The sequence below is a fragment of the Paenibacillus kobensis NBRC 15729 genome (genome assembly GCF_004000825.1).
In the GTDB taxonomy this organism is placed as follows: domain Bacteria; phylum Bacillota; class Bacilli; order Paenibacillales; family Paenibacillaceae; genus Paenibacillus_T; species Paenibacillus_T kobensis.
Map to the genome: position 1 here is coordinate 1 of NZ_BILZ01000070.1, position 21,899 is coordinate 21,899.

General features: G+C 53.9%; 24 protein-coding genes. 5 read left to right on the plus strand and 19 right to left on the minus strand.

The genetic code is table 11. The features are described 5' to 3' along the window. Positions 1-166 precede the first annotated feature (166 nt). The 3 genes from PKO01S_RS25330 to PKO01S_RS25340 form a co-directional block, all read right to left on the minus strand. On the minus strand, positions 167-679 hold the full coding sequence (locus tag PKO01S_RS25330; protein WP_127534238.1) for a NuoB/complex I 20 kDa subunit family protein: 513 nt from the start codon (positions 677-679) through the stop codon (positions 167-169). Continuing rightward, positions 664-1,035 (minus strand): NADH-quinone oxidoreductase subunit A, encoded by a 372-nt coding sequence (locus tag PKO01S_RS25335; protein WP_174818611.1) that lies wholly within the window; start codon positions 1,033-1,035, stop codon positions 664-666. Before PKO01S_RS25335 ends, PKO01S_RS25330 begins: the two co-directional genes overlap by 16 nt. 718 nt (positions 1,036-1,753) lie before the next feature. Next, positions 1,754-2,227: a Dps family protein gene (locus tag PKO01S_RS25340; protein ID WP_127534239.1), complete on the minus strand. Its 474-nt coding sequence runs from the start codon at positions 2,225-2,227 to the stop codon at positions 1,754-1,756. Between the two features lie 121 nt (positions 2,228-2,348). Between PKO01S_RS25340 and PKO01S_RS25345 the strand changes: the two genes are divergently transcribed. From PKO01S_RS25345 to PKO01S_RS25365, 5 genes are all read left to right on the plus strand, one after another. After that, the gene (locus PKO01S_RS25345; RefSeq protein WP_127534240.1) at positions 2,349-3,989 is read left to right on the plus strand and encodes a spore germination protein; all 1,641 of its coding nucleotides are present in this window, start codon (positions 2,349-2,351) and stop codon (positions 3,987-3,989) included. 1 nt (position 3,990) lies between these two features. Next, a complete protein-coding gene (locus PKO01S_RS25350; RefSeq protein WP_127534241.1) occupies positions 3,991-5,193 on the plus strand; it encodes a Ger(x)C family spore germination protein in 1,203 nt (400 codons plus the stop codon). A 251-nt stretch (positions 5,194-5,444) separates the two neighbouring features. Continuing rightward, the gene (locus PKO01S_RS25355; RefSeq protein WP_127534242.1) at positions 5,445-6,563 is read left to right on the plus strand and encodes a GerAB/ArcD/ProY family transporter; all 1,119 of its coding nucleotides are present in this window, start codon (positions 5,445-5,447) and stop codon (positions 6,561-6,563) included. Continuing rightward, positions 6,560-6,790, plus strand: coding sequence for a hypothetical protein (locus tag PKO01S_RS25360; RefSeq protein ID WP_127534243.1), 231 nt, complete (start codon positions 6,560-6,562; stop codon positions 6,788-6,790). The genes PKO01S_RS25355 and PKO01S_RS25360 overlap by 4 nt, the downstream gene beginning before the upstream one ends. A gap of 34 nt (positions 6,791-6,824) precedes the next feature. After that, complete coding sequence (locus PKO01S_RS25365; RefSeq protein ID WP_127534244.1) at positions 6,825-7,970, plus strand: GerAB/ArcD/ProY family transporter; 1,146 nt, start codon at positions 6,825-6,827, stop codon at positions 7,968-7,970. An 84-nt stretch (positions 7,971-8,054) separates the two neighbouring features. Here PKO01S_RS25365 and PKO01S_RS25370 read toward each other — a convergent pair whose 3' ends face one another. The 16 genes from PKO01S_RS25370 to PKO01S_RS25445 form a co-directional block, all read right to left on the minus strand. After that, on the minus strand, positions 8,055-8,855 hold the full coding sequence (locus PKO01S_RS25370; RefSeq protein ID WP_127534245.1) for a tyrosine-protein phosphatase: 801 nt from the start codon (positions 8,853-8,855) through the stop codon (positions 8,055-8,057). A gap of 123 nt (positions 8,856-8,978) precedes the next feature. Beyond that, entirely contained in the window at positions 8,979-9,374 is a 396-nt protein-coding gene (locus tag PKO01S_RS25375; RefSeq protein WP_127534246.1) for a F0F1 ATP synthase subunit epsilon, read from the minus strand. Positions 9,375-9,398: 24 nt separating this feature from the next. Further along, positions 9,399-10,805: a F0F1 ATP synthase subunit beta gene (gene atpD / locus PKO01S_RS25380; RefSeq protein WP_127534247.1), complete on the minus strand. Its 1,407-nt coding sequence runs from the start codon at positions 10,803-10,805 to the stop codon at positions 9,399-9,401. Between the two features lie 93 nt (positions 10,806-10,898). Next, the gene (gene atpG / locus PKO01S_RS25385) at positions 10,899-11,777 is read right to left on the minus strand and encodes an ATP synthase F1 subunit gamma (protein WP_127534248.1); all 879 of its coding nucleotides are present in this window, start codon (positions 11,775-11,777) and stop codon (positions 10,899-10,901) included. Between the two features lie 90 nt (positions 11,778-11,867). Next, the gene (gene atpA / locus PKO01S_RS25390; protein ID WP_127534249.1) at positions 11,868-13,382 is read right to left on the minus strand and encodes a F0F1 ATP synthase subunit alpha; all 1,515 of its coding nucleotides are present in this window, start codon (positions 13,380-13,382) and stop codon (positions 11,868-11,870) included. A gap of 15 nt (positions 13,383-13,397) precedes the next feature. After that, positions 13,398-13,946, minus strand: coding sequence for a F0F1 ATP synthase subunit delta (locus tag PKO01S_RS25395; RefSeq protein ID WP_127534250.1), 549 nt, complete (start codon positions 13,944-13,946; stop codon positions 13,398-13,400). Then, positions 13,943-14,425 carry a F0F1 ATP synthase subunit B gene (atpF, locus tag PKO01S_RS25400; RefSeq protein WP_127534251.1) on the minus strand — a complete coding sequence of 161 codons (483 nt, stop codon included), beginning with the start codon at positions 14,423-14,425 and terminating at the stop codon, positions 13,943-13,945. Before atpF ends, PKO01S_RS25395 begins: the two co-directional genes overlap by 4 nt. A 169-nt stretch (positions 14,426-14,594) precedes the next feature. After that, positions 14,595-14,819, minus strand: a complete 225-nt coding sequence (gene atpE / locus PKO01S_RS25405) for a F0F1 ATP synthase subunit C (protein ID WP_127534252.1) — start codon at positions 14,817-14,819, stop codon at positions 14,595-14,597. A gap of 114 nt (positions 14,820-14,933) precedes the next feature. After that, entirely contained in the window at positions 14,934-15,692 is a 759-nt protein-coding gene (gene atpB, locus PKO01S_RS25410) for a F0F1 ATP synthase subunit A (RefSeq protein WP_127534253.1), read from the minus strand. Then, positions 15,692-16,102, minus strand: a complete 411-nt coding sequence (locus tag PKO01S_RS25415) for an ATP synthase subunit I (RefSeq protein WP_127534254.1) — start codon at positions 16,100-16,102, stop codon at positions 15,692-15,694. The genes atpB and PKO01S_RS25415 overlap by 1 nt, the downstream gene beginning before the upstream one ends. Next, positions 16,102-16,377, minus strand: a complete 276-nt coding sequence (locus tag PKO01S_RS25420) for an AtpZ/AtpI family protein (RefSeq protein ID WP_127534255.1) — start codon at positions 16,375-16,377, stop codon at positions 16,102-16,104. Before PKO01S_RS25420 ends, PKO01S_RS25415 begins: the two co-directional genes overlap by 1 nt. Before the next feature lie 186 nt (positions 16,378-16,563). Further along, entirely contained in the window at positions 16,564-17,712 is a 1,149-nt protein-coding gene (wecB, locus tag PKO01S_RS25425) for a non-hydrolyzing UDP-N-acetylglucosamine 2-epimerase (protein ID WP_127534256.1), read from the minus strand. 39 nt (positions 17,713-17,751) lie between these two features. Beyond that, complete coding sequence (upp, locus tag PKO01S_RS25430; RefSeq protein ID WP_127534257.1) at positions 17,752-18,381, minus strand: uracil phosphoribosyltransferase; 630 nt, start codon at positions 18,379-18,381, stop codon at positions 17,752-17,754. A gap of 122 nt (positions 18,382-18,503) precedes the next feature. Further along, positions 18,504-19,592, minus strand: coding sequence for a glycine-rich domain-containing protein (locus PKO01S_RS25435; RefSeq protein WP_127534258.1), 1,089 nt, complete (start codon positions 19,590-19,592; stop codon positions 18,504-18,506). A 356-nt stretch (positions 19,593-19,948) separates the two neighbouring features. Next, complete coding sequence (locus PKO01S_RS25440; RefSeq protein WP_127534259.1) at positions 19,949-21,196, minus strand: serine hydroxymethyltransferase; 1,248 nt, start codon at positions 21,194-21,196, stop codon at positions 19,949-19,951. A 121-nt stretch (positions 21,197-21,317) separates the two neighbouring features. Then, positions 21,318-21,893 carry a TIGR01440 family protein gene (locus PKO01S_RS25445; protein ID WP_127534261.1) on the minus strand — a complete coding sequence of 192 codons (576 nt, stop codon included), beginning with the start codon at positions 21,891-21,893 and terminating at the stop codon, positions 21,318-21,320. Positions 21,894-21,899 lie beyond the last annotated feature (6 nt).

Genomic DNA, 21,899 nt, shown 5'->3' on the forward strand with positions numbered 1-21,899 from the left:
TCTCTGCTGCGTCGCTTACCGCGCTCACACTCGCTTCCGCTGGCGCTTCGCCGCCCGCTTCCGCCGCTTCGTCCGCTGTCGTCCCCTTAGCCGTCTCCGGCGTATCGTCCATCTCCGCCGCTTTCGCAGCTTCGTCTTTCAACTCATCGTTGCGGTCGCTCACGCCTTAATTCACCTGCTTCCCGGTTTTCGCCTCGTATCGGATCTTCTCCTGCAGCTTGTTAATGCCGTAGATTAGCGCCGCCGGGCTTGGCGGGCAGCCTGGAATATAGACATCGACCGGCACGATCTGGTCAACGCCTTTAACAACGGCGTATGACTTCACATACGGGCCGCCCGCCGTCGCGCACGAACCCATCGCAATAACCCACTTCGGTTCCGGCATCTGGTCATACAGCCGGCGCAGCAGCGGTCCCATTTTTTTCGTAACGGTACCTGCCACGATCATGACGTCTGCCTGTCTCGGCGATGTCCGGAACATGACCCCGAACCGGTCCAAATCGTAGTGGGACGCCCCCGTCCCCATCATCTCGATTGCGCAGCATGCCAGACCGAACGTAAGCGGCCATAACGAGTTGCTTCGCGCCCAGGCTTTCACCTGTTCGAGCGTTCCCAGAAACACATTGCGCTCCAGCTCAAGACGCTCCTCTTGCGAAATCCAATCTAAACGGAATTCCATTTCAGCACCTTCTTCTTCCAGGCATAGGCAAGACCGAGAACAAGCAGACCAGCGAATATAAGCATCTCAATCAGCGCAAAAAGGCCGAGCTTTCCGTAAGCAACGGCCCATGGATATAAGAAAACGGTTTCCACATCAAAAATAACAAACATCAGTGCAAACAAATAATACCGTACGTTGAACCGGACCTGCCCTTCCCCTACCGGCTCGTTGCCGCTCTCATACGTCGTCTTCTTGGTATCTGTCGGCTTATGCGGCCGAAGCATCCACCCCACAGTCAGAGCAACAACAGGCAGCAAGATGCCGAGCAGCACGAAAATCGCAACGACCACGTAATAATTCATATACAGGTTCATCCGATCGCCTCCGTAAGTTCTATAAGCCGCAATGCAGAACAGGATGCTGGACAAATTTACCTCACAATTATAACAAATGCTGTAACAAGCGTCTATGCTGCAATACTGGCCGGCCCATCGCTCCTTAGACTCGGAAAAACCTTGTCTGCTATGCCTATTCACAACGAGGACGGGTTATGACGTGTTCGTCACGTTTCGAAGTTAGTTGTACTTTGTACAATGAGATAGTTCGATTTAGCTGTCTTACAGATGCTTCATTGCAAATCGTACAATCCAAAATGCTCCGAAGTCGATCAAATGCCTGTAAAATGCATCACTTGCCCGTTTCTTGTTGTACAAAATACAACGTCCCTCCCAAAGCGCGCTACAAGTATGGTGTTCATTGTACAAAATACATCGAGGTGTGCTCGACACCCGTACCACCTATCCCGTGCTGGGAGCTGCACACGATGCGAATCGCGGGGGAACGAAGAGGCGGTTGTTGAGTCGCTAGCGGTGTAACTTGCAGCATAAGCCGCTGGCGGCGGGGGAACGATCAAAGGTACCGTCCATCTTCCCATGCTAGCGCTTCTCCAGCACTCTTCGCACGTAGAGAATCACCTCCATGCCTCTCTCTCCCCTGCACCCGCACAACAAAAAAACGCTCCGCTTGGAGCGTTTTCAGCCTCATCCTGCCTGTTTCGCCGCCTTTGCGGCCCTTCCTAGCCCCCCTGCTGCCCTAGCCCAGAAATGCCCGAAGCATCCACAGATGCTTCTGCACTTGCTCGCGCTTGGTAATGAGCAAGTCGGCCGTCGGGCCGTCACCAGCGTCATCCGCCTGCTCTGCCGCTTGCTTCAACCGTTCAACGATACCCGTGAAGTCGCTCACAAGCGACCGAACCATGGCCGTCGCATCTTCGCTGCCCGATGCTTCGGCTATTGCCGACTGCTCCAAATACCGCTTCATCGTCGAAGTCGGCTTGCCGCCAAGCGCCAGCACACGCTCCGCCACTTCATCGACGAAAGCGGCCGCCTCTGTATACAGCTCCTCGAATTTAGCATGCAGCGTGTAGAAATTTGGCCCTTTGACATGCCAGTGATAATCGTGAAGCTTTACGTACAGCACGCTCCAATCAGCCAACTGGCCGTTAAGCGATGCAATAATATCTCCGCTGCTGACAGGTTTTACGGCTTCTATCGTTTCGTTGACCACTTGATCGCATCTCCCTTCGATTCGTTCATCCTGAACAAAATTAGCATTTTAAACAATTCGATGTATTATTCAGCTGGAAAAATGAACAAAATAACCGCAAATCAGGAATGGGGAGATTCCGATGGGCCATCCGAAAGATGAGCGCACTCTGCAGCCGGATAACGGGGCCCCGCCCCCTTCTTCTGTAGATGAACAGAACCTGTCGTCCGCCTCAACCGGCGGTCAAGCGCAGAAGTCTCCGACAGTACAAGAGACGATAGACCATCAGCGGGAGCTGCTTGCCAAGCCGCTCTCCGTTAAACTTCAAGACAACATCGACGTTATCCGGCAGTTGTACGCGGACTGCTCCGACGTCATCATTCACGAATTCGACATACGCAATGGTCCCGCTGCGGTCATCGTCTATATTGACGGCATGGTTGACATCAAAGACATCGATACGCAACTGCTGATGAGGCTTCAGCATGATGGCACTTCCGGCGACAGAAGCAAGGAAGCTATCGTTCATTGCGTGACGATATCCGCGATGCTCGAGGTCGACTGTATCAAAGATGCCGTAGATAAGATCGGATACGGCAATGTCGTGCTGCTCGCCGATGGCATTACTTCGGCGTTGATCTATGCCTTGTCGTTCCAAGAGCTGCGCTCGATCGAAGAGCCGCAAGCGGAAACGGTTGTCCGCGGACCGCGCGAAGGATTCGTCGAATCGCTTCGGGTCAATACTTCGCTGCTTCGCCGCCGTCTGCACACGCCGACGTTAAAAACAAAGCCGTTCTTCATCGGACGCTACTCGAAGACGGCTACCGTTATCGTCTATATCGAAGGGATTGCCGACCCTGCGCTAGTGCAAGAGATGGAAAGCCGTCTGTCTGTCATCGACGTTGACGGCATGTTGGATACGTCCTTGATCGAGGAATGGGTCGAGGACAACCCACTGTCGCCGTTCCCTCAGCTGATGTCGACGGAACGGCCTGACGTTGTAACGTCACATCTTCTGGAGGGAAGGATCGCCGTTCTGGCGGACGGCTCGCCCGTTGCGCTTGTCGCACCTGCTCCGCTGCTGAGCATGATGCAATCTCCGGAAGATTTCTACCAGCGTTCGCTTGTCGCGACCGGCATACGCTGGCTGCGGATGCTGTTCTCGTTTATTGCCGTCTTTATGCCGTCCTTCTATGTCGCTGTCCTGTCGTATCACCAAGAAATGATTCCGACGTCGCTGCTGCTGACGATCGCTCAATCGCGCGAACAAATTCCATTTCCGGCCCTCGTCGAGGCGCTTCTGATGGAAATCACGTTCGAGGCGCTCCGGGAAGCTGGCATTCGGCTGCCGAGGCAGGTCGGCTCAGCGGTCAGTATCGTCGGCGCTCTCGTCATCGGCCAAGCCGCTATCTCGGCCGGCATCGTCTCTTCGCCAATGGTCATGGTCGTTGCTGTGACGGCTGTCAGTTCGTTTCTTATTCCGAACTACTCGCTTGGCATTGCGATTCGCTTCATTCGCTTTCCGATCATGCTGTGCGCCGGCGCGCTTGGTCTGTACGGCATCGTGCTGTCTGCGCTCGTCGTCTTAATTCACCTTATGACACTGCGGACGTTCGGCGTGCCGTATTTATCGCCTCTCGCACCACTATTGACGAGCGAGCTCAAAGATACGCTCATGCGGACAAAGAGCACGCATATGGACACAAGACCGCACTTTACCGGATCGTTCTACAACCGAATCCGGATGCGCGTAGATCTGTATAAGGCGAGGAGGAACAACTGATATGCGTCTGTCCATGCATGCATCAGCCCGGTTCATTCGCTGCTCCTGCGTCCGGGTTGCCGCTCCACTGCTGCTAGCGGCGCTGTTATCCGGTTGCTGGGATCGAACCGAAATTAACGACCTTGCTATCATTACGGCAGCAGGCATGGATCTGGCAGATGACGGCAAGATCAAGCTTTCCGTTCAGCTGTTCGTGCCTTCTCCTCCCTCCTCCGAGCAAGGGAGCTCGACATCTTCACCAGGAGCGAGCAACAAGACGATCATTCGCTACGCTACGGGACTGGATATGGCGGATGCGGCCGCTAGACTTCAAGAGATGATGTCGAGGCGGCTGTTCTGGGGGCAGGCAGACGTGTTCATCTTCGGCGAGAAACTGGCGAAACGCAGCATCAAGGAACCGATGGACTTTCTTACCCGTCACCCGCATCCGCGTGAGCGTGCCAATCTGTTCGTTAGCGACGGAGAAGCAGAAGAAATTGTCAAGTGGAAAACTCCCATCGAACGCAACAGCGCGGAGACGCTGCGGGAAATGGCCGTTCTGCAGACGGGCCTGAATACTTCGATCCTGCAAGTAATTGAAGAGTTGGCGGAGGAGGCGCATACGGCCGTGATTCCTGTTGTTCGCATAATGCGCAAGAAACCGGAGGTTCCGTTCATCGGCGGCACCGTTGCGATCAAAGATTTGCGGCAGGCGGCCAAGCTTGACTCCCTTGAAACCCGAGGGCTGCTCTGGCTGCGCAACGAGATCAAGTTTGCCACCCTTACTGCGCCAGCTTACCCTGGCGGCGATTACGCCTCGGTATACATTTACTCCGCCAATTCCAAGCTGGTTCCGTCCATTAAAGGGAACAAGTGGAGCATGCTCGTCGCAATTGAGGCGACAAGCAACTTGAACGAGAATGCAAGCACCCTGGACATCACCAAGGAAGCGAATGTGAAACGGCTGGAGCGAACGTTCGAAGGCATTATCCAGTCAAGAATCGACAAAACGGTGAAGAAAGCTCAGCGAAGCGGCATTGACTACCTCGGCTTTGCCGAGCAGTACCACCGCCATTATCCGAAGCATTGGCTTGCAGCTAAGAAAGATTGGGATACTCGGTTTCCTAAAATCGAAGTCCGCTACAAAATCCGGCTAACGATAGCTCGCAACGGACTGACAGGCAAGAACGCAACGCTGCAAAGCGGCGGAGGGAACAACTCGTGATGCACATCTTGTTCCTTCTGATGTTGGGGGTTATAGCAGGGGGGATTACTTGGTTGGAATGGCCATCCTTGGTTAACATGCGAATGAAAGCCGTCTTTCTTGTTCTGGTTTTCTTCAGCTATTGCATGAGCGCGATGATTACGGTCATTCCTCGTATGCCCGGCCCGTTGCAGCTATGGGAGCATATGGTCGACCCATACATCTCCTCTTGGCTTCCCTCTTAAATCAAGCATCGTTAGGAGGCACCGATCATGCTCGAAAAAGGGCGCATATCAGCCGCTCAGTTCTCCATCCTTGCCGGCATGTCCGTACTCGCCACATCCCTGCTTACTGCACCTGGGATCGTGGCGATCGATGCCAAGCAAGATATGTGGATTTCGCCGATATGGATCTCTTCCGCCGGCTTCATCCTGGTCTGGACGCTATATAAGCTGAATCAAGCCTATCCCGATCAAACGCTGGTCGAATATGCCGTCTCCATACTGGGACGCTTTGCCGGCAAGACCGTGGCCGCCTTGTATCTTGTCTTCGTCATTTTCGCAACGGCTAACGTGCTGCGACAGTTTACCGATTTCATCAAGCTGACATTTCTGCTCACTACACCTGACTTCGTCATCAGCGGCTGTATGCTGCTTGTCTGTTGGCTTGTCGCGCGCTCCGGCATCGAGACCGTCGCTCGGCTCCCGATGCTGCTGCTGCCGCTTGTCACCTTGTTCGTGCTCATGATCTACACGCCCAGCATTGCCGATATTAGATTCGAAAGATTGACCCCCGTGATGGAGAAAGGGGCTGTCCCTTCGCTAATCGGCGCGTTCCGTCTGTTGTCCTGGATGCCCGCGTTTTCGATTATGAATTTCTACATGCCCTATTTGAACAACCGCAAGCATCTGCTGTACTGGTCACTCGGCTCTGTCGTCGTCGTTACTCTTACGTTAAGTGTCACCTTCGTGATTGTATACACGGTTATTGGTGCCGCTGTAGTGAACTATACCTATCCGTTCATGATACTGGCCCGGTATATCAGTTTCACTGAATTTTTCGAGCACTTGGAATCCATTGTCATGATGATCTGGGTCATTCAGATCGTCATCCGCATTTCATTCGGCTTATATGGTGCGGCTCTCGGTATGGCGCAATGTTTCGGACTGACAGGCTATAAGCCGATGGTGCCGCCGATCTGCATGCTGATCCTGCTGTTCAGTCTCTGGGGAATCGAGAACGCCCAGTTCGTGTCGTCTCCCTCCATGGTCGTATACTACACATTGTTCGGGATGATGCTCCCTTTCCTGTTGTTAGTTGTTTATGGAATCAGACAGCTGTTCGCCGAATCCGACTCGCCGGGTTACCCCGAAGGAGAGACCTCCGCATGAACGCACCTGTCAACCATTTGATTCTCCTCATAGTCGCAGCTGCCGGTATGCTCGCCTATGATTGGCGGAAGCTGCGCGGAGCCCGCACGATTATCGCATACCTGACTTTATATATCAGCGGTTTCACAATAGCCTTCCTGCTAGTGATTAACCCGAATTTGCCCGGGCCTACCCAGGTGCTTCGCCCGCTGTTCTTGCCGCTGGCCAAGCTGCTATTGAAGCATTAGCTGTTCATGGAATACGAAGAAAGGAGGATCGTTCATGAATAATGATAAGATCACGTCCGCTCAGCTCGCCTGCATGCTGTTTCTGTCGATTCTTGCGACCTCCATGCTCACCTCCCCTTCGCTTGCCTATGGCATCGCGAAAAACGACATGTGGATGACGCCGCTAATCGGCAGTCTCGGCGGGTTCCTGACCGTCGCGCTTTCACTCGCACTATATCGCCGATATCCGGGTTGCACCCTCATTCAATACAGCGACCTCATCCTGACCAAATGGCTAGGGAAGCCCATTAGCCTCGTCTTCCTGTTCGTCTGTCTGCAAATGAACGCGAACCAGCTGCGCCAATTCGCCGAATTAATGAAGCTGGCCTTCATGGTGAATACGCCAATCATCATCTTTGCCGTAAGCATGATGCTTGTCGGTGCCATCGTCGTGAATCTCGGAATCGAGCTGATCGGCAGGCTATCGTTGCTATTTACGCCTATTATCATCATTATTGTAGCAGTGCTTATTCTTCCGCTGATCCGGGGTATGGAGCCGGATCAGCTGCTTCCGTTCATGGCAGACGGCGCGGCTCCGATTCTGCGCGGCGCCTTCGCACTGCAAATATGGTTTCCGACTTACATTTATGCAGCCATGTTTCTGCCCTATGTCTCGGATATAAACAAAGCCCGTCGTTGGCTGAACTGGGGCGTCTGCTGGTCAACAACGATCTTTACTCTTTCTTTTCTGTATATCGTCATGTCGATGGGAGCTGCGTCTCAGCATTTCTCGTACCCGTTCTTGCTTCTTAGCCGATATGTTACAATCGCCAGCTTTATGACCCACCTGGATGCTTTAATTATGATTTTGTGGGTGCTCGACGTATTTATAAGAACCATTGTGATGTATTATGCGGCGGTCAGCGGCTTCTCTCAATGGTTCCAGCTCCCGTCGTATAAGCCGATCACGCTGCCGGTCGGACTTTTGATTGTTCTGCTTACGTTCTGGTCCATACCTGACATAACGACTTATAACTTCCTCGCCTACATTGTTCTGTACTACTACACGCTCGGGAATATTTGTATCCCGCTGCTGCTGTATATCATAGCGTTGTTCCGCAGCGGTCCGGCTCAAGATGAACACTCCCCCGCCCCATCTGGGTCTGGTCCTAGCGTTCTCCATGGGGAAGGGACCGCGTAATGCACCTGAAAGAACTGCCGTATAAAAGGCAAAGACCGTAAGCTCCGTCGTGAGCTTACGGTCTTTCGATTTGATGGGGTCTCATTATTCCGAGCCTCTGCCGAACAACCGTTTCATTCTGCCCCATGCCCCTGCCGGCGAAGAAGCTTGCACGAGCGCCGATCGGATAAATTGGTTGGCTACCAGCTGTTCTGCATTTCGCATATAGAAGGCAGCTGCATTGCTGCCCATCCGTTCTCCGATTCGTTCATAAGCTTCACGCAGGCGGAAATCCCTCCGGCCTGTATTATGCGCGTCTGACGCGACAAAATGAATAAAGCCTTGCTTACACATTGTCCAAGCCGTCCGCTCCACGCCTCTGCCGAACAATCCGAGCAGCGAATGAGCTGTTACTTGCGCTAATGCCCCGCATTCAATCAGCCGTAGCAGCTTGTTCGTATCGGCCGCCAACTCCCGGTTACGCTCGGGATGCGCTATAATGACCGTAACATCCTTCAAGGACAGCTCGTAGATCAGCTCGTGCGTTCCGTCAGGCACATTCGCCGAAGGCAGCTCCATCAATAAATAGCGCGTACCGGCAAGCGTCCGCAACCCGCCGGCCGCTCCTTGCTCCCAGCGGTCCAGCATCTCCCGGTGCATGCGAATTTCTTGTCCGGCAAGGATACGCAGCGGAATATCCGCTTGCTGCAGCTTGCCATTCATCTGTTCCGTTAAAGCAACAACCGTTTCCGCCCGGTTATTATATCGTTCATGAACATGATGCGGAGTTGCGATTACGGTCGATATCCCATTCGCCACTGCATTGCGCGCAAGCTCGAGCGCCGCTTGCCAATCGGCCGGACCGTCATCGATGCCCGGCAGTATGTGATTATGAATATCGATCATCAAGGAACACTCCGATCCGCGATTGCCGTTATACGTCATTATAGCACAGAAAAAAGCACCGCCAAGCCAACAGCTTGACGGTGCTCTTATCGGACCGCTGCCGATTGCTCGGCTTCGGTTCTATTATTTGTTGATGTTGATCCGGTTCAGCGCGCGTTGCAGAGCAAGCTCGGCACGAACTTGATCGACGTCGCTTTGCTTCGTGGAAAGACGATCTTCCGCACGCTTCTTCGCTGCTTCGGCACGGGTAACGTCGACGTTCGACGCCAGTTCCGCGCTTTCAGCCAGAATGACGACTTTATCCTTACGGATCTCGATGAAACCGCCAGATACAGCGATTTTCTCCGATACGCCATCCTTCTTCACGATAACCGGAGCGATGCGAAGAGGGGTAACAAGCGGAATGTGGTTCGGCAGTATGCCGAGCTCGCCGTCTGCGCCCTTCACGCTCACCATGTTGACTTCCTGTGCGTACACCGTACGCTCAGGCGTAACGATCTCCAATAAAAGGGTGCTCATGAGTATTCCTCCCGCCTAAACGCCTTACAGCGTTTTAGCTTTCGCCACAGCGTCTTCGATCGTACCAACGTTATGGAACGCTGTTTCTGGAAGGCTGTCATGCTTGCCTTCGAGAATTTCTTTGAAGCTGCGTACCGTTTCTTTGATCGGAACGTATACGCCCGGAATGCCGTTGAACGGTTCTGCAACGTGCAGCGGCTGGGACAGGAAGTTCTGGATACGGCGCGCACGGAGAACGATCAGCTTGTCTTCTTCAGACAACTCGTCCATACCGAGGATCGCGATGATATCGAGAAGCTCTTTGTAACGTTGCAAGATTTTCTTAACGCCTTGCGCTACGTTGTAGTGCTCTTCGCCAAGAATCTCAGGCGTCAGGATACGCGAAGACGATGCAAGCGGGTCAACGGCAGGGAAGATACCCATTGCCGCGATGCCGCGCTCAAGGTTCGTCGTTGCATCCAAGTGGGCAAACGCCGTTGCTGGAGCCGGGTCCGTATAGTCATCGGCAGGAACGTAGATCGCTTGGATGGAAGTAACGGAACCTTTCTTCGTCGACGTGATACGTTCTTGCAGCTGGCCCATCTCCGTCGCGAGCGTCGGTTGGTAACCTACTGCCGATGGCATACGGCCGAGCAGTGCGGATACTTCGGAACCTGCTTGCGTGAAACGGAAGATGTTGTCGATCAGCAGAAGCACGTCGCGGCCTTCTTGGTCGCGGAAGTATTCTGCCATCGTCAGACCCGTCAGTGCTACGCGAAGACGTGCGCCTGGAGGCTCGTTCATCTGACCGAATACCATCGCCGTTTTGTTGATAACGCCGGAATCGCTCATCTCGTGGTAAAGGTCATTACCTTCACGAGTACGCTCGCCGACGCCGGCGAATACGGAGATACCGCCGAGCTCTTGTGCGATGTTGTGGATCAGTTCTTGAAGCGTTACCGTTTTACCTACGCCTGCACCGCCGAAGAGGCCGATTTTGCCGCCCTTCGCGTATGGAGCCATGAGGTCGATAACTTTGATACCCGTTACGAGCATTTCTTGTTGCGTCGAGAGCTCTTCGAACTCTGGCGCTTGACGGTGAATTGGGCTCGAGATCGAACGGTCAACCGAACCGCTGTTATCGATTGGATCGCCAAGTACGTTGAATACGCGGCCCAGCGTTGCAGGACCTACTGGTACCGTGATTGCAGCACCCGTATCAACAGCTTCAATACCTCTTACCAATCCGTCCGTAGAAGACATTGCTACGGCACGAACCATATTGTCGCCAAGGTGAGTTGCAACTTCAACCGTCAGGTTGATGTCGACTTCGCCTGGGTTTTGAGCTTTTCTTTCGATCTTGATCGCGTTAAGAATATCAGGCAGTTGACCATTGTCGAACGCAATGTCGACAACCGGACCCATTACCTGGACTACACGTCCCTTGCTCATTCCTGTACCTCCTTATGGTTATCATTCGCGAGGCCTCATTACCGCACCACGGTGAAGCAGTGCGGCCTGTCAGAGGTCGCATTGAACGAAACGTTATTGTTGCTGAGCATTCGCTCCGCCGACGATCTCCGCAATTTCTTGCGTAATCGCTGCCTGACGCGCACGGTTGTACGTCAACGTCAAGCTTGCGATCATCTTCGTCGCATTCTTCGTTGCGTTGCCCATTGCGGTCATCCGTGCACCGAACTCGCTCGCCTTGCCTTCCAATACCGCGCTGTAGATTACCGTCTCCGCGTATTTCGGAAGAAGAACGTCGAGAACTGCTTCAGCCGATGGCTCGTATTCGTAGCTCGCCTTCACGCCTTCTGTGTTGCCGCCAGACAATTGCGTTGCATCCAATGGAAGCAGCTGCTTGATTGTCGGAATTTGTGAGATGGCGTTAACGAACCGGTTGTACACCAGCTTGAGCTCGTCATATTTACCTTCTTCAAAGCCTTTAACTGCAGCAGCAGCCAACGACTTGATGTCAGCAAACGTCGGAGAATCGGAAAGTCCAACTACCTCTTCCACAATATTGACGTTGCGGCGTTTGAAGTAGTCACGGCCTTTGCGTCCGATAACGAAAACATCGTATTCAGCGGAAGACGCGTGCTTCTCTTGAATCTCCGTCCATACTTTACGGAGTACGTTGGAGTTGTAGCCGCCTGCCAGACCGCGGTCCGACGTGACGACCAAGTAAGCCGTACGCTTGATTTCGCGGGACTGCAGCATGGGATGCTTGATCGTGCCGCCGCCCGACGCGATGCTCGCTACTACGTCGCGGATCTTGTCGGTATATGGACGGGATGCTACTGCTGCGTCTTGAGCCCGTTTGAGCTTGGCGGACGCAACCATCTCCATCGCCTTCGTAATCTGCTTCGTGTTCTGCGTACTCTTAATCGAGCGCTTAATTTCGCGCATACCTTTAGCCATTCGTTGTCACCACCTTATTACTGAACCTAAGGGAGGAACCGAGGTTCTCCCTTTATCCAGTTCTATACCGCGTTATTGTGAAGATATGGTTTATACCGACGGTGCGAAGCTCTTCTTGAACGTGTTGATCGCTTCAACAAGAACTTTCTCGTTATCGGAAGTCAAATCTTTCGTATCGCGGATGGAAGCGAAAATTTCAGGTTTGTTTGCATCCACGTATGCAAGGAACTCGCCCTCGAAACGGCGGACGTCTTGTACTGGAATTTCATCCACATGGCCGCGCGTTACACAGTAGATCGCGACAACTTGGCGCTCTACTGGCATCGGAGCATTGATGCCTTGCTTAAGAATTTCGAGTGTGCGCTCGCCACGGTCCAGACGGGACTTCGTGACGCGGTCGAGGTCGGAACCGAACGCTGCGAATGCTGCGAGTTCGCGGTATTGCGCAAGGTCGGTTTTGAGCGTGCCTGCAACCTTTTTGATTGCTTTAATTTGAGCTGCGCTACCTACACGGGATACAGAGTTACCAACGTTAACCGCTGGACGCTGACCGGAGTAGAACAGGTCGGACTCGAGGAAGATCTGACCGTCCGTAATCGAGATTACGTTCGTTGGGATATAGGCCGAGATATCGCCTGCTTGCGTTTCGATGAACGGCAGTGCCGTCAGGGAACCGCCGCCCAGTTCGTCGTTCAGCTTAGCTGCGCGCTCGAGAAGGCGGGAGTGCAGGTAGAATACGTCACCCGGGTATGCTTCCCGGCCCGGCGGACGGCGGAGCAAGAGCGAGAGCTCGCGGTATGCTGCCGCTTGTTTCGACAGGTCATCGTATACAACCAGGACGTGCTTGCCTTGGTACATGAAATATTCGCCCATAGAGCAGCCCGTGTACGGTGCAATGTACAGCATTGGGGACGGCTCGGATGCGCTCGCCGTTACGACGATCGTGTAATCCAGCGCGCCTTGCTTACGGAGCGACTCAACAACGGTACGAACCGTCGATTGCTTTTGGCCGATAGCGACGTAGATACAAATAACGCCGTTTCCTTTTTGGTTCACGATCGTGTCGATCGCGATTTGCGTTTTACCCGTTTGACGGTCGCCGATGATCAATTCCCGTTGGCCGCGGCCGATTGGAATCATCGCGTCGATTGCTTTAATACCCGTCTGCATAGGTTCGAATACCGACTTACGAGCCATTACGCCCGGAGCTGGAGATTCGACAGGACGAGTAGCCGTCGTGTTGATTGGACCGTTGCCGTCAACTGGCTCGCCCAGTGCGTTAACAACGCGGCCAAGCAGCGCTTCGCCTACTGGAACTTCCATGATGCGGCCCGTACGTTTTACTTGGTCGCCTTCGCGGATACCTTTGTAAGGACCCATGATAACGACACCGACGTTGCTTTCTTCAAGGTTGAGTGCCATGCCGATTACGCCGTTGGAGAACTCCAGAAGCTCACCTTGCATCGCATTCTCAAGACCGTGAACGCGCGCGATACCGTCACCTACGGAGATAACCGTACCAACGTCAACCACTTGAATCTCAGATTTATATTGTTCGATCTGCTGCTTCAGCAATGTGCTGATTTCATCAGGTCTGATACTCAATTCGCTCACCCCTATCTACAGTGCTCGTTTGTTCAACGATTTGGCCAAACGGTTCAACTTGCCCGCCAGGCTGCCGTCATACAGACGGTCGCCAATGCGAACTTGAATGCCTCCAAGCAGATCCGAATTCACAACCTGCTCAGCCGTAATTTTCTTGCCGGAGATTTGGCTGAATTGCGCCGCTACTTTGGCCAATTCCTCTGCGCTAAGCGCTTGTGCCGTATATACCGTCGCACGAGCTTCGCCGAGTGCCTCGCCTGCGATCTTCACGTATGCCTCATAGACATCGCCGATGATGTCTTGACGGCCGTTGTTGATCAGCAGTTCCAGCGTGTTGAGCAAAATATACGAAACGCGGTCCGCAAACGCGCTGCGGAACAGCTCGATCTTACGTTTTGCATCGATCGACGGGAACGACATAAATTTCTTAATCATGTCGTCTTGTCCGATTGCATCCACGATTTGCTTCAGCTGGCCTTCTACTTCAGAGACGACCGACTGCTGCTGCGCGATGTCGAACAGTGCTTTGGCGTAGCGCTTCGCTACTACGACATCGCGGCTCATTTGCTCGATACCTCTTTCAGGTATTGATCAACCAGTTGCTCCTGCGACTTCTCGTCGATTTGCTTCTCGATGATCTTCGAAGCGATCTTGACGGACATGCCGCCAACTTCGCCGCGCAGAGCTGCGATTGCTTTGTTCTTTTCGCTCTCGATATCCTTAACAGCATCGTCCTTCAAGCGGGACGCTTCGTTCTTCGCAACAGCGATAATATCGTCTGCTTGCTTGGAGCTCGTCGACCGGGCTTGCTCGATGATGTCGAATGCTTCTTTGCGTGCTTGTTGAAGCGCTTGTTTCTGCTCTTCAAGATGCTGCGATGCCTGCTTACGGCTGTTCTCTGCGTTAGCGAGCTGGTCTTGTACCAGTTGCTTGCGTTGCTCCATAATGCCGAGCAAAGGACCGAACGCATAGCGTTTCAGCAGCCAGAGAAGAAGCAGGAACGCAACTAATTGAATACCAAAAGTGGTCCAGTTGATATCCACTGGGCGTCACTCCCTTCTATAGCAATCGATTGTGATCTGTAATGTGCTCATAATTCACCGAAAGGAAAGTTCATAGAGTCCAGCCGGAAGCCGGTTCGAACTTTCCTGTTCGGGCAAAAGGAAGGCGCGGAGGCAAAGGCACTCCCCGCCATTCAAACTTATACGGTTATTAAGCTTTGCCTTGGAACATGAATGCCAAGACGAGCGTGATAACTGGAAGTGCCTCGACGAGTGCAACACCGATGAACATCGTCGTTTGGAGCGTGCCGCGCAGTTCTGGTTGACGGGAGATACCCTCTACCGTACGACCTACGATCAAACCGTTACCGATACCTGCACCCAGTGCACCCAAACCGAATACGATTGCTGCTGCAACCAATGCTAATGGACCCATTAGAAAAATCCTCCTCAAAATTGTGAATGTAGTATATGGTGGCCCGATGACAGGCCATTGTTCCTGCATCTCGGGTTTGAAACCGTGAATATCCGGGTAAATTCCATTACCCTATTAGTGTTTCTCTTCGTGAATGATCGACTGCGACATGTATACCATCGTCAACATAACGAAGACGAAAGCTTGGATCGCACCGACGAACACGCTGAAGCCTTGCCATACGACGAGCGGGATAATCCCGACCCATCCCAGTCCGCTCACGATTACGCCGATCATAACCTCGCCGGCAAAGATGTTACCGTAGAGACGAAGCGCAAGAGACAGTGGTTTCGATACTTCCTTGATCAAGTTCAGCGGAAGGAAAGGAATGTACGGCTCGAAGTAGTGTTTAAAGTAATGCTTCGTATTGCGGCGCATACCTTCGATGTGCGTCAGCAGTACGACAATAATCGTCAATGCAGCCGTTACTGCAACGTCAGCCGTTGGCGATTTCCACCACGCGAGATGCGCTTCCTCTTCGCCCTTCAGATCGAGCTCCAGGCCGAACAGCGTTGCGCCGTGATGCGCTTCCGTCACGATACCGAAAGGAAGTCCGAGCATGTTGCCGACAAAAATATACATAATCAGCGACAGTCCCAAAATCAGGTAAGGACGGCCCTTCTTCACATCCATCGTTGTACCGATGATGTTGATGACGAATTCGATAACCCATTCCAGGAAGTTCTGCATCTTGGTAGGCTTATCGACCGAAGCACCGCGCACGGCCAGCAATGCAAGCACGAGTACGATGATGCTGGTGACAAGAATCATAGTAATGGCCGCAAAGTCAAAGTCCAGTCCCCACTTGTGAACGACAGGAGAAATGTGTTCCATTAGTTGTTTTCACCCCTTTCATCGACGGATTGCATGCGTTCCCGTTTGCGAATGGCCCAAAATCCCAGTAGAAGTGTTGCCAATTGAGCGGTAAATAATCCCGTGGCAACTGCTTCAATCCGGAAATCGAACGTCCCCGTCGCAATGACAGCCGCAAGAAGTCCAATGCATGCGCGGGTGAAATACCCGAGCGTCGAACGTCTCTTGTTGCCTGCAGCGGCGTTGGCGCCTATTGTGTTCACTTTCCAAGCTAGATGAAGCGCATTCACTAGACTCGCTATCGCGCCGATGACGAATCCGCCCCACCAAACCTCATGCTCCGGAAAAAGCGCCCAGCCAATGAAGCTAACGGATAATAAAGCGAACATAAATCTTGTAACGGTTTTCAGGTGGGCCGACATGTTGTCCATTACTTTCTGTTGCCCCCCGTAAACACTCGGATTAGAAAATAGATCGTGACTACGCCGACAGCCAGTCCTGCAAGCATTCCGACCATGTACCAATAGTTGGTGCCGTAAGCGGCATCCGCCTTCGTACCGAGCCACACGCCTGCCCCTAAACATACAGCAAGGTCAGCCCCTACGGTGCCGACCAGCCCCATCGCACGCCACGGGTTGTCGCCAAGGCCACTTTCCCGCGTGTTCCGATCCTTTTCTGATGGTGGTTTCTCATTGGATGGATTCATAGAATCACTCCAAAACTCTCATTTATTTTAGCGAAGCGTCGTCCATTCTGTCAATTCATATAAATTCAAACATTTAGTGAACGGGTGCCCGAAAACCCTTGCGCAGCAAGGATTTTCCGACTTTCAAACCGTACAGTACAACTGTATGCTGTACTGTCTAAGCGTTTGCCGATTTCCAGCTCGAAACTATGAACGTTGTGTGAACGGAACCGGACGATTGTCCGCTTTGCCAAAATGGTGCAGAAGCGCTTGTACAATGCGAACAGAGGCTTGTCCGTCGCCGTATGGATTGGCTGCCTGACTCATCCGGTCATACAGTTCCGTATCCGTCAGAAGCGCCTTCGTACGCTCGTACACGGCTGCCTCATCCGTACCGACCAGCTCCAGCGTGCCTGCGTCGATCCCCTCCGGACGTTCCGTTGTGTCCCGCAGGACGAGCACCGGCACGCCGAACGACGGAGCTTCTTCTTGAAGACCGCCCGAATCCGTCAGAATCAGATGCGTATGCGGATAGAAATTGTGCAAATCGACGACATCGAGCGGGTCGATCAGCTTAATGCGCGGATGATCGCCGAGCAATTCTTGTGCCGGTTCCTTCACAGCCGGACTCGGATGCACCGGATAGACGATGGCGATGTCTTCGAACTCGTCTGCGATACGCCGTACGGCGCGGAAAATGTTGCGGTGCGGCTCGCCCTGCGCTTCCCGGCGGTGCGCCGTCATCAGCACGAGGCGTTTGCCCTGCGCCCAATCGAGCACCGGATGCGAGAAGTCTTTTTTCACGGTGTATTGGAATACGTCCGTAACCGTGTTGCCGGTAACATAAATGCGCTCCTCCGGCTTATTCTCCTTGCGAAGATTGCCTGCGGACCAATCAGTCGGCGCGAAATGAACATCAGCCAGCACGCCTGTCAGTTGGCGGTTCATCTCCTCTGGGTACGGTGACAGCTTGTTCCACGTACGCAGCCCCGCCTCGACATGGCCGACTTGAATCTGCTGCAGGAACGAGGCATAGCTGGCCAGGAACGTCGTCAGCGTGTCGCCGTGGACGAGCACGATATCCGGCTTCGCTTCTCGCAGCACCGGCTCCAGACCTTGCAGCACGCGAATCGTAATTTCGTTCAGCGTCTGGCGGTCCTTCATGACGTCCAGATCATAATCCGGCTGAATATTGAACACTTCGAGCACTTGATCGAGCATTTGGCGATGCTGTGCGGTCACACAGACGATCGATTCGATCTGCTCAGGATGGCGCTGCAATTCAAGAATGAGCGGCGCCATCTTAATCGCTTCCGGCCGCACGCCGAAAATCGTCATTACTTTCAACTTAGACAAAAAGGTCATCTCCCATCATGTCACGCGTATGCAAAATATTTAGTGCGTGCCGAACATCCGGTCGCCGGCATCGCCGAGACCCGGCACGATATAGCCGTGATCGTTAAGCTTCTCATCGAGCGCCGCCGTATAAATGTCGACGTCTGGATGCGCCTGCTGCAGTGCCGCAACGCCCTCAGGAGCGGAGATGAGGCACATCATTTTGATTTGCTCGCAGCCGCGCTTCTTGAGCGAATTAATCGCCGCAATCGCAGACCCGCCTGTCGCCAGCATGGGATCGATGACGATGAGCAGACGGTTCGATGCATCAGTCGGCAGGTTTATGTAATATTCAACCGGCTGAAGCGTGTTCGGATCGCGGAACAATCCGATGTGGCCGATCTTGGCGGCAGGAATCATCTTGAGCATCCCGTCCACCATTCCGAGTCCGGCACGCAGAATCGGAATCAGACCAAGCATGCGCCCGGATACCACTTTCGATTCCGTCACCTGAACCGGCGTTTCCACTTGAATCGACTGAAGGGGCACGTCGCGCGTAATTTCGTACGCCATCAGCATTGCTACCTCATCGACGAGCTCGCGGAAGTCTTTGGTGTTTGTATTTTTGTCGCGGATAAATGTCAGCTTATGCTGAATTAACGGGTGGTCGCAAATGACTAATTTGCTCATGGGGACTCTGCCTCCTGGTTATGCATTTAGATATTTCGTGCAAATGATCCCGTTTATTATAGCATTGTAAAAGAGACGTTGCATCTGGGGCGGCAAGATCTTTCACACGCAGGGTCAGAGATCTAGTCTCCTCCTCCTCCGCAAGAAGAACCCCCGCCGCAAGAGGACGATCCGCCGTCATGAGAACCGCCGCCGTCATGGTGGCCGTGCCCGTGATGGGATGATCCGCCGTGACGTGAAGAATCGTCCCCGCTGTACGAGGAGCATGCCGAAGAGCTTCCGTTCCGATCGTCATCGCGGCGGAAATGTTCACCCATCCGCTGCTCCAGATGGCCTGGTTCTACAGCAGAATAATAGAGCAGCAGCCAACTGCCGGTCATGACAGCCGAGATATCGTTAGACGAATGGTTATCCGAAGCGGATTTGCCCAGGTTCGGTTTCGCGTAAACGGATGCTCCATGCCCGCCTTGTCGGGCGGCATCAATCTGGCGCTTCGCCGAAGCGGCGAGCTGAGCTGCAGTACGGTCCAGATCCTCATAACCGGACGCCGTGTCGCTGCGGAACCATTCGCTTCGAATGTCAGCTTCGCTCATCGAGTCCAATTGGGACAGACGATTGCGCGAGAGCGGCTCCCTGAAGAACGGTCCCCACACTCTTCCGCTTACGGGCGACAGTTCGAACAACTCTGCATACAGCCAATCGAACCATGCCCGGCTGCCTGCCTCCGGCTTATTATTGTCATCTTGCCCATGCGGCGCATGGTGAATGTAAGCTCCGCAAAATTGCTGGCAGAAGCTTTCATACTCCCGGGTAAACATCAGCATCTCATGCCATACATCGTCCGCCTTCGCACTATACATCGGCACGTTCCGCAGCAAGGCGCACATGAGAAAATACCTCTTCAACTCGAACCAGGTCCAAGACCACTCTTCCTTCGACATGCCCGGATTTGCCGCTTGGACGCGGTATTGAACGCGAGCCTCGAAGTCTGCGCCAAGCGCGGCATCCAGCCTCTCCGCCGCACTGCGGGCAGGATGACCGGCCGCAAGCCCGAGCGCAGCCGGCGGCGCTTCGCGCGGCCATGCGGCCGGATACGGTCTTCTGACAGTTGAACGGAATGACCGTCCCCCTTTGTAGGAACTCGAACGGGATTTCGGATTCCCGATTACATTTAGAACGATTATGAACGTAACAAGACCAATCCCGATCATAAAGAGCTCCACTCCCAAACACCTCTCTAATTTCCATTTTTGTAATGAGTATAGCATGGGAGCGGAACCGATTCACCGATATTCACATAAAAGGCAGCATGGCCTTATTGGTGAATCTGTTGACGCATTAAACCCATGCACTAACCTCCGGCTACCTTAACGGATGGGCTGAGCACTTATTTCACGAGAGCGTCTATATCCACCTGGAACAGCTTAAGCGGGGGAGCCTGATTGTACAAAATGCAATGAACAGGAATCAGAACGACTGGTTGCATCCGGTTCATCTGCTTCATCACAAAAAGACGCCTCCCCCGATTCGGAGAAAGGCGTCTTGGTCTTGCTGCAACAGCGTTATATTAGTACGCCATACCTGGGTACAGCGGATATTGTGCCGTCAGTGCTTGCACTTTCGCGCGAGCTTCTGCAAGAACGGCTTCGTCCTTCGGATTCTTCAGCGTCATAGCAATAACGTCTGCGATCACTTTCATCGCTTCCGTGTTCATGCCGCGCGCCGTAGCCGCAGGCGTACCGATCCGGATGCCGCTCGTGACGAACGGGCTCGTAGGGTCGAATGGAATCGCGTTCTTGTTGCACGTAATTTGAACGGAGTCGAGAACGTGCTCCGCGTCTTTGCCCGTAATGCCCAGATTGCGAAGGTCAATCAGCATGAGGTGATTGTCCGTGCCGCCGGATACGAGGTTCAGGCCATGGCCAACCAGCGCGTCAGCGAGAACGCGTGCGTTGTCGACGACGTTCTTGCCGTATTCTTTGAACGAAGGCTCAAGAGCTTCGCCGAAGGCAACAGCTTTGGCTGCGATGATGTGCATGAGCGGGCCGCCCTGCGAACCAGGGAATACCGCTTTGTCGATCGCAGCAGCCCAAGGCTTGCGGCACAGGATCATACCGCCGCGAGGTCCGCGCAGCGTTTTGTGCGTCGTCGTCGTGACGAAGTGAGCGTGCGGAACCGGGCTCGGATGCAGACCAGCTGCTACGAGACCTGCGATGTGCGCCATGTCCACCATGAACAGCGCGCCTACGTCTTGCGCGATTTGGCCGAGCTTCTCGAAATCGATAATGCGCGGGTAAGCACTTGCGCCGGCAACGATCAGACGAGGACGGTGCTTGAACGCCAGCTTGCGCACTTCTTCATAATCGATCGTGAACGAATCTTCTTGAACGCCGTAAGGCACGAAGTTGTACAGGAGACCGGATGCGTTAACCGGGCTGCCGTGCGTCAAGTGGCCGCCGTGCGCCAGGTTCATGCCGAGAACCGTGTCGCCAGGGTTGAGGCAAGCCAGGTATACAGCCATGTTCGCTTGTGCGCCGGAGTGAGGCTGAACGTTCGCGTGCTCTGCGCCGAACAATTCTTTTGCACGGTCGCGTGCAATATTTTCGACGATGTCGACGTGTTCACAACCGCCATAGTAGCGTTTGCCTGGGTAGCCTTCTGCATATTTGTTCGTCAGAACCGTACCCATTGCTTCCAGTACCGCTTCGCTGACAATGTTCTCCGATGCAATCAACTCGATGTTGTCGCGTTGACGCTGCAGCTCGAGTCCGAGCGCTTTGACGAGTTCCGGATCTTGTTTACGCAAATTTTCCATGATTTAAAGTCCTCCTTCGAATAGTTGCATGGGTCATGCCTATATGCTCAAGCGGTTGCCCGCATGGTCGCTGTTCACTGCTATAACACATCAAACAATAAACTGCTGGTATGGTTCTGGTTCAATCGCAAGTGCCGCTTTGCTGCTCCGGCTTCAAGACGGGAGCTTCGAGCTTGTATACCGCCCGTTCGCCGCCAATCAGCTTCGGCCGCGTGACAGCCATCGTGACGTGCGCCTGCCCGATCTCGCGGACCGAAGGCCGAACCGGCACGGCCACCGGGCGCAAGTGCATGCCGATGAACGTATCGCCGATATCGATGCCCGCGTGAGCGCGAACCGATTCAACAAGCACGGCATCGCCCAGCGCTCGGTAAGCGAAAGCGGCCATCGAGCCGCCAGCCTTCGGTACCGGAACAGCGGAAACCTCCTCGAAGCCGTACTTCTCGGCCGCCTCCCGCTCCAGTACGAGCGCCCGGTTCAAATGCTCGCAGCATTGGAAGACCGGATAGAAGCCAACCTCGCGCCTAACCGATTCGATGCCTCCGTAGATAGCCGCCGCCGCCGCCGTCGTGCCGGATGTGCCGATACGCTGGCCGAGCACTTCGCTCGTGCTGCAGCCGATGACGACGAGCTGGCCCCGCTTGAGCCCCCCCGCCGCGGCAAGCTCGCTCACGACCGTGCGAACGGCTTGTTCGATAGACTC

What these genes read in the sequence shown, in the direction of transcription:
- PKO01S_RS25335 (WP_174818611.1), bottom strand. Translation starts at nt 1,035, where the DNA reads ATGAACCTGTATATGAATTATTACGTGGTCGTTGCGATTTTCGTGCTG.
- PKO01S_RS25360 (WP_127534243.1), top strand. Translation starts at nt 6,560, where the DNA reads ATGAACGCACCTGTCAACCATTTGATTCTCCTCATAGTCGCAGCTGCC.
- PKO01S_RS25345 (WP_127534240.1), top strand. Translation starts at nt 2,349, where the DNA reads ATGGGCCATCCGAAAGATGAGCGCACTCTGCAGCCGGATAACGGGGCC.
- atpE (WP_127534252.1), bottom strand. Translation starts at nt 14,819, where the DNA reads ATGGGTCCATTAGCATTGGTTGCAGCAGCAATCGTATTCGGTTTGGGT.
- PKO01S_RS25350 (WP_127534241.1), top strand. Translation starts at nt 3,991, where the DNA reads ATGCGTCTGTCCATGCATGCATCAGCCCGGTTCATTCGCTGCTCCTGC.
- atpB (WP_127534253.1), bottom strand. Translation starts at nt 15,692, where the DNA reads ATGGAACACATTTCTCCTGTCGTTCACAAGTGGGGACTGGACTTTGAC.
- PKO01S_RS25370 (WP_127534245.1), bottom strand. Translation starts at nt 8,855, where the DNA reads ATGATCGATATTCATAATCACATACTGCCGGGCATCGATGACGGTCCG.
- PKO01S_RS25440 (WP_127534259.1), bottom strand. Translation starts at nt 21,196, where the DNA reads ATGGAAAATTTGCGTAAACAAGATCCGGAACTCGTCAAAGCGCTCGGA.
- atpD (WP_127534247.1), bottom strand. Translation starts at nt 10,805, where the DNA reads ATGAGCAAGGGACGTGTAGTCCAGGTAATGGGTCCGGTTGTCGACATT.
- upp (WP_127534257.1), bottom strand. Translation starts at nt 18,381, where the DNA reads ATGAGCAAATTAGTCATTTGCGACCACCCGTTAATTCAGCATAAGCTG.
- PKO01S_RS25420 (WP_127534255.1), bottom strand. Translation starts at nt 16,377, where the DNA reads ATGAATCCATCCAATGAGAAACCACCATCAGAAAAGGATCGGAACACG.
- PKO01S_RS25395 (WP_127534250.1), bottom strand. Translation starts at nt 13,946, where the DNA reads ATGAGCCGCGATGTCGTAGTAGCGAAGCGCTACGCCAAAGCACTGTTC.
- PKO01S_RS25365 (WP_127534244.1), top strand. Translation starts at nt 6,825, where the DNA reads ATGAATAATGATAAGATCACGTCCGCTCAGCTCGCCTGCATGCTGTTT.
- atpG (WP_127534248.1), bottom strand. Translation starts at nt 11,777, where the DNA reads ATGGCTAAAGGTATGCGCGAAATTAAGCGCTCGATTAAGAGTACGCAG.
- PKO01S_RS25330 (WP_127534238.1), bottom strand. Translation starts at nt 679, where the DNA reads ATGGAATTCCGTTTAGATTGGATTTCGCAAGAGGAGCGTCTTGAGCTG.
- PKO01S_RS25355 (WP_127534242.1), top strand. Translation starts at nt 5,445, where the DNA reads ATGCTCGAAAAAGGGCGCATATCAGCCGCTCAGTTCTCCATCCTTGCC.
- PKO01S_RS25415 (WP_127534254.1), bottom strand. Translation starts at nt 16,102, where the DNA reads ATGGACAACATGTCGGCCCACCTGAAAACCGTTACAAGATTTATGTTC.
- PKO01S_RS25435 (WP_127534258.1), bottom strand. Translation starts at nt 19,592, where the DNA reads ATGATCGGGATTGGTCTTGTTACGTTCATAATCGTTCTAAATGTAATC.
- PKO01S_RS25375 (WP_127534246.1), bottom strand. Translation starts at nt 9,374, where the DNA reads ATGAGCACCCTTTTATTGGAGATCGTTACGCCTGAGCGTACGGTGTAC.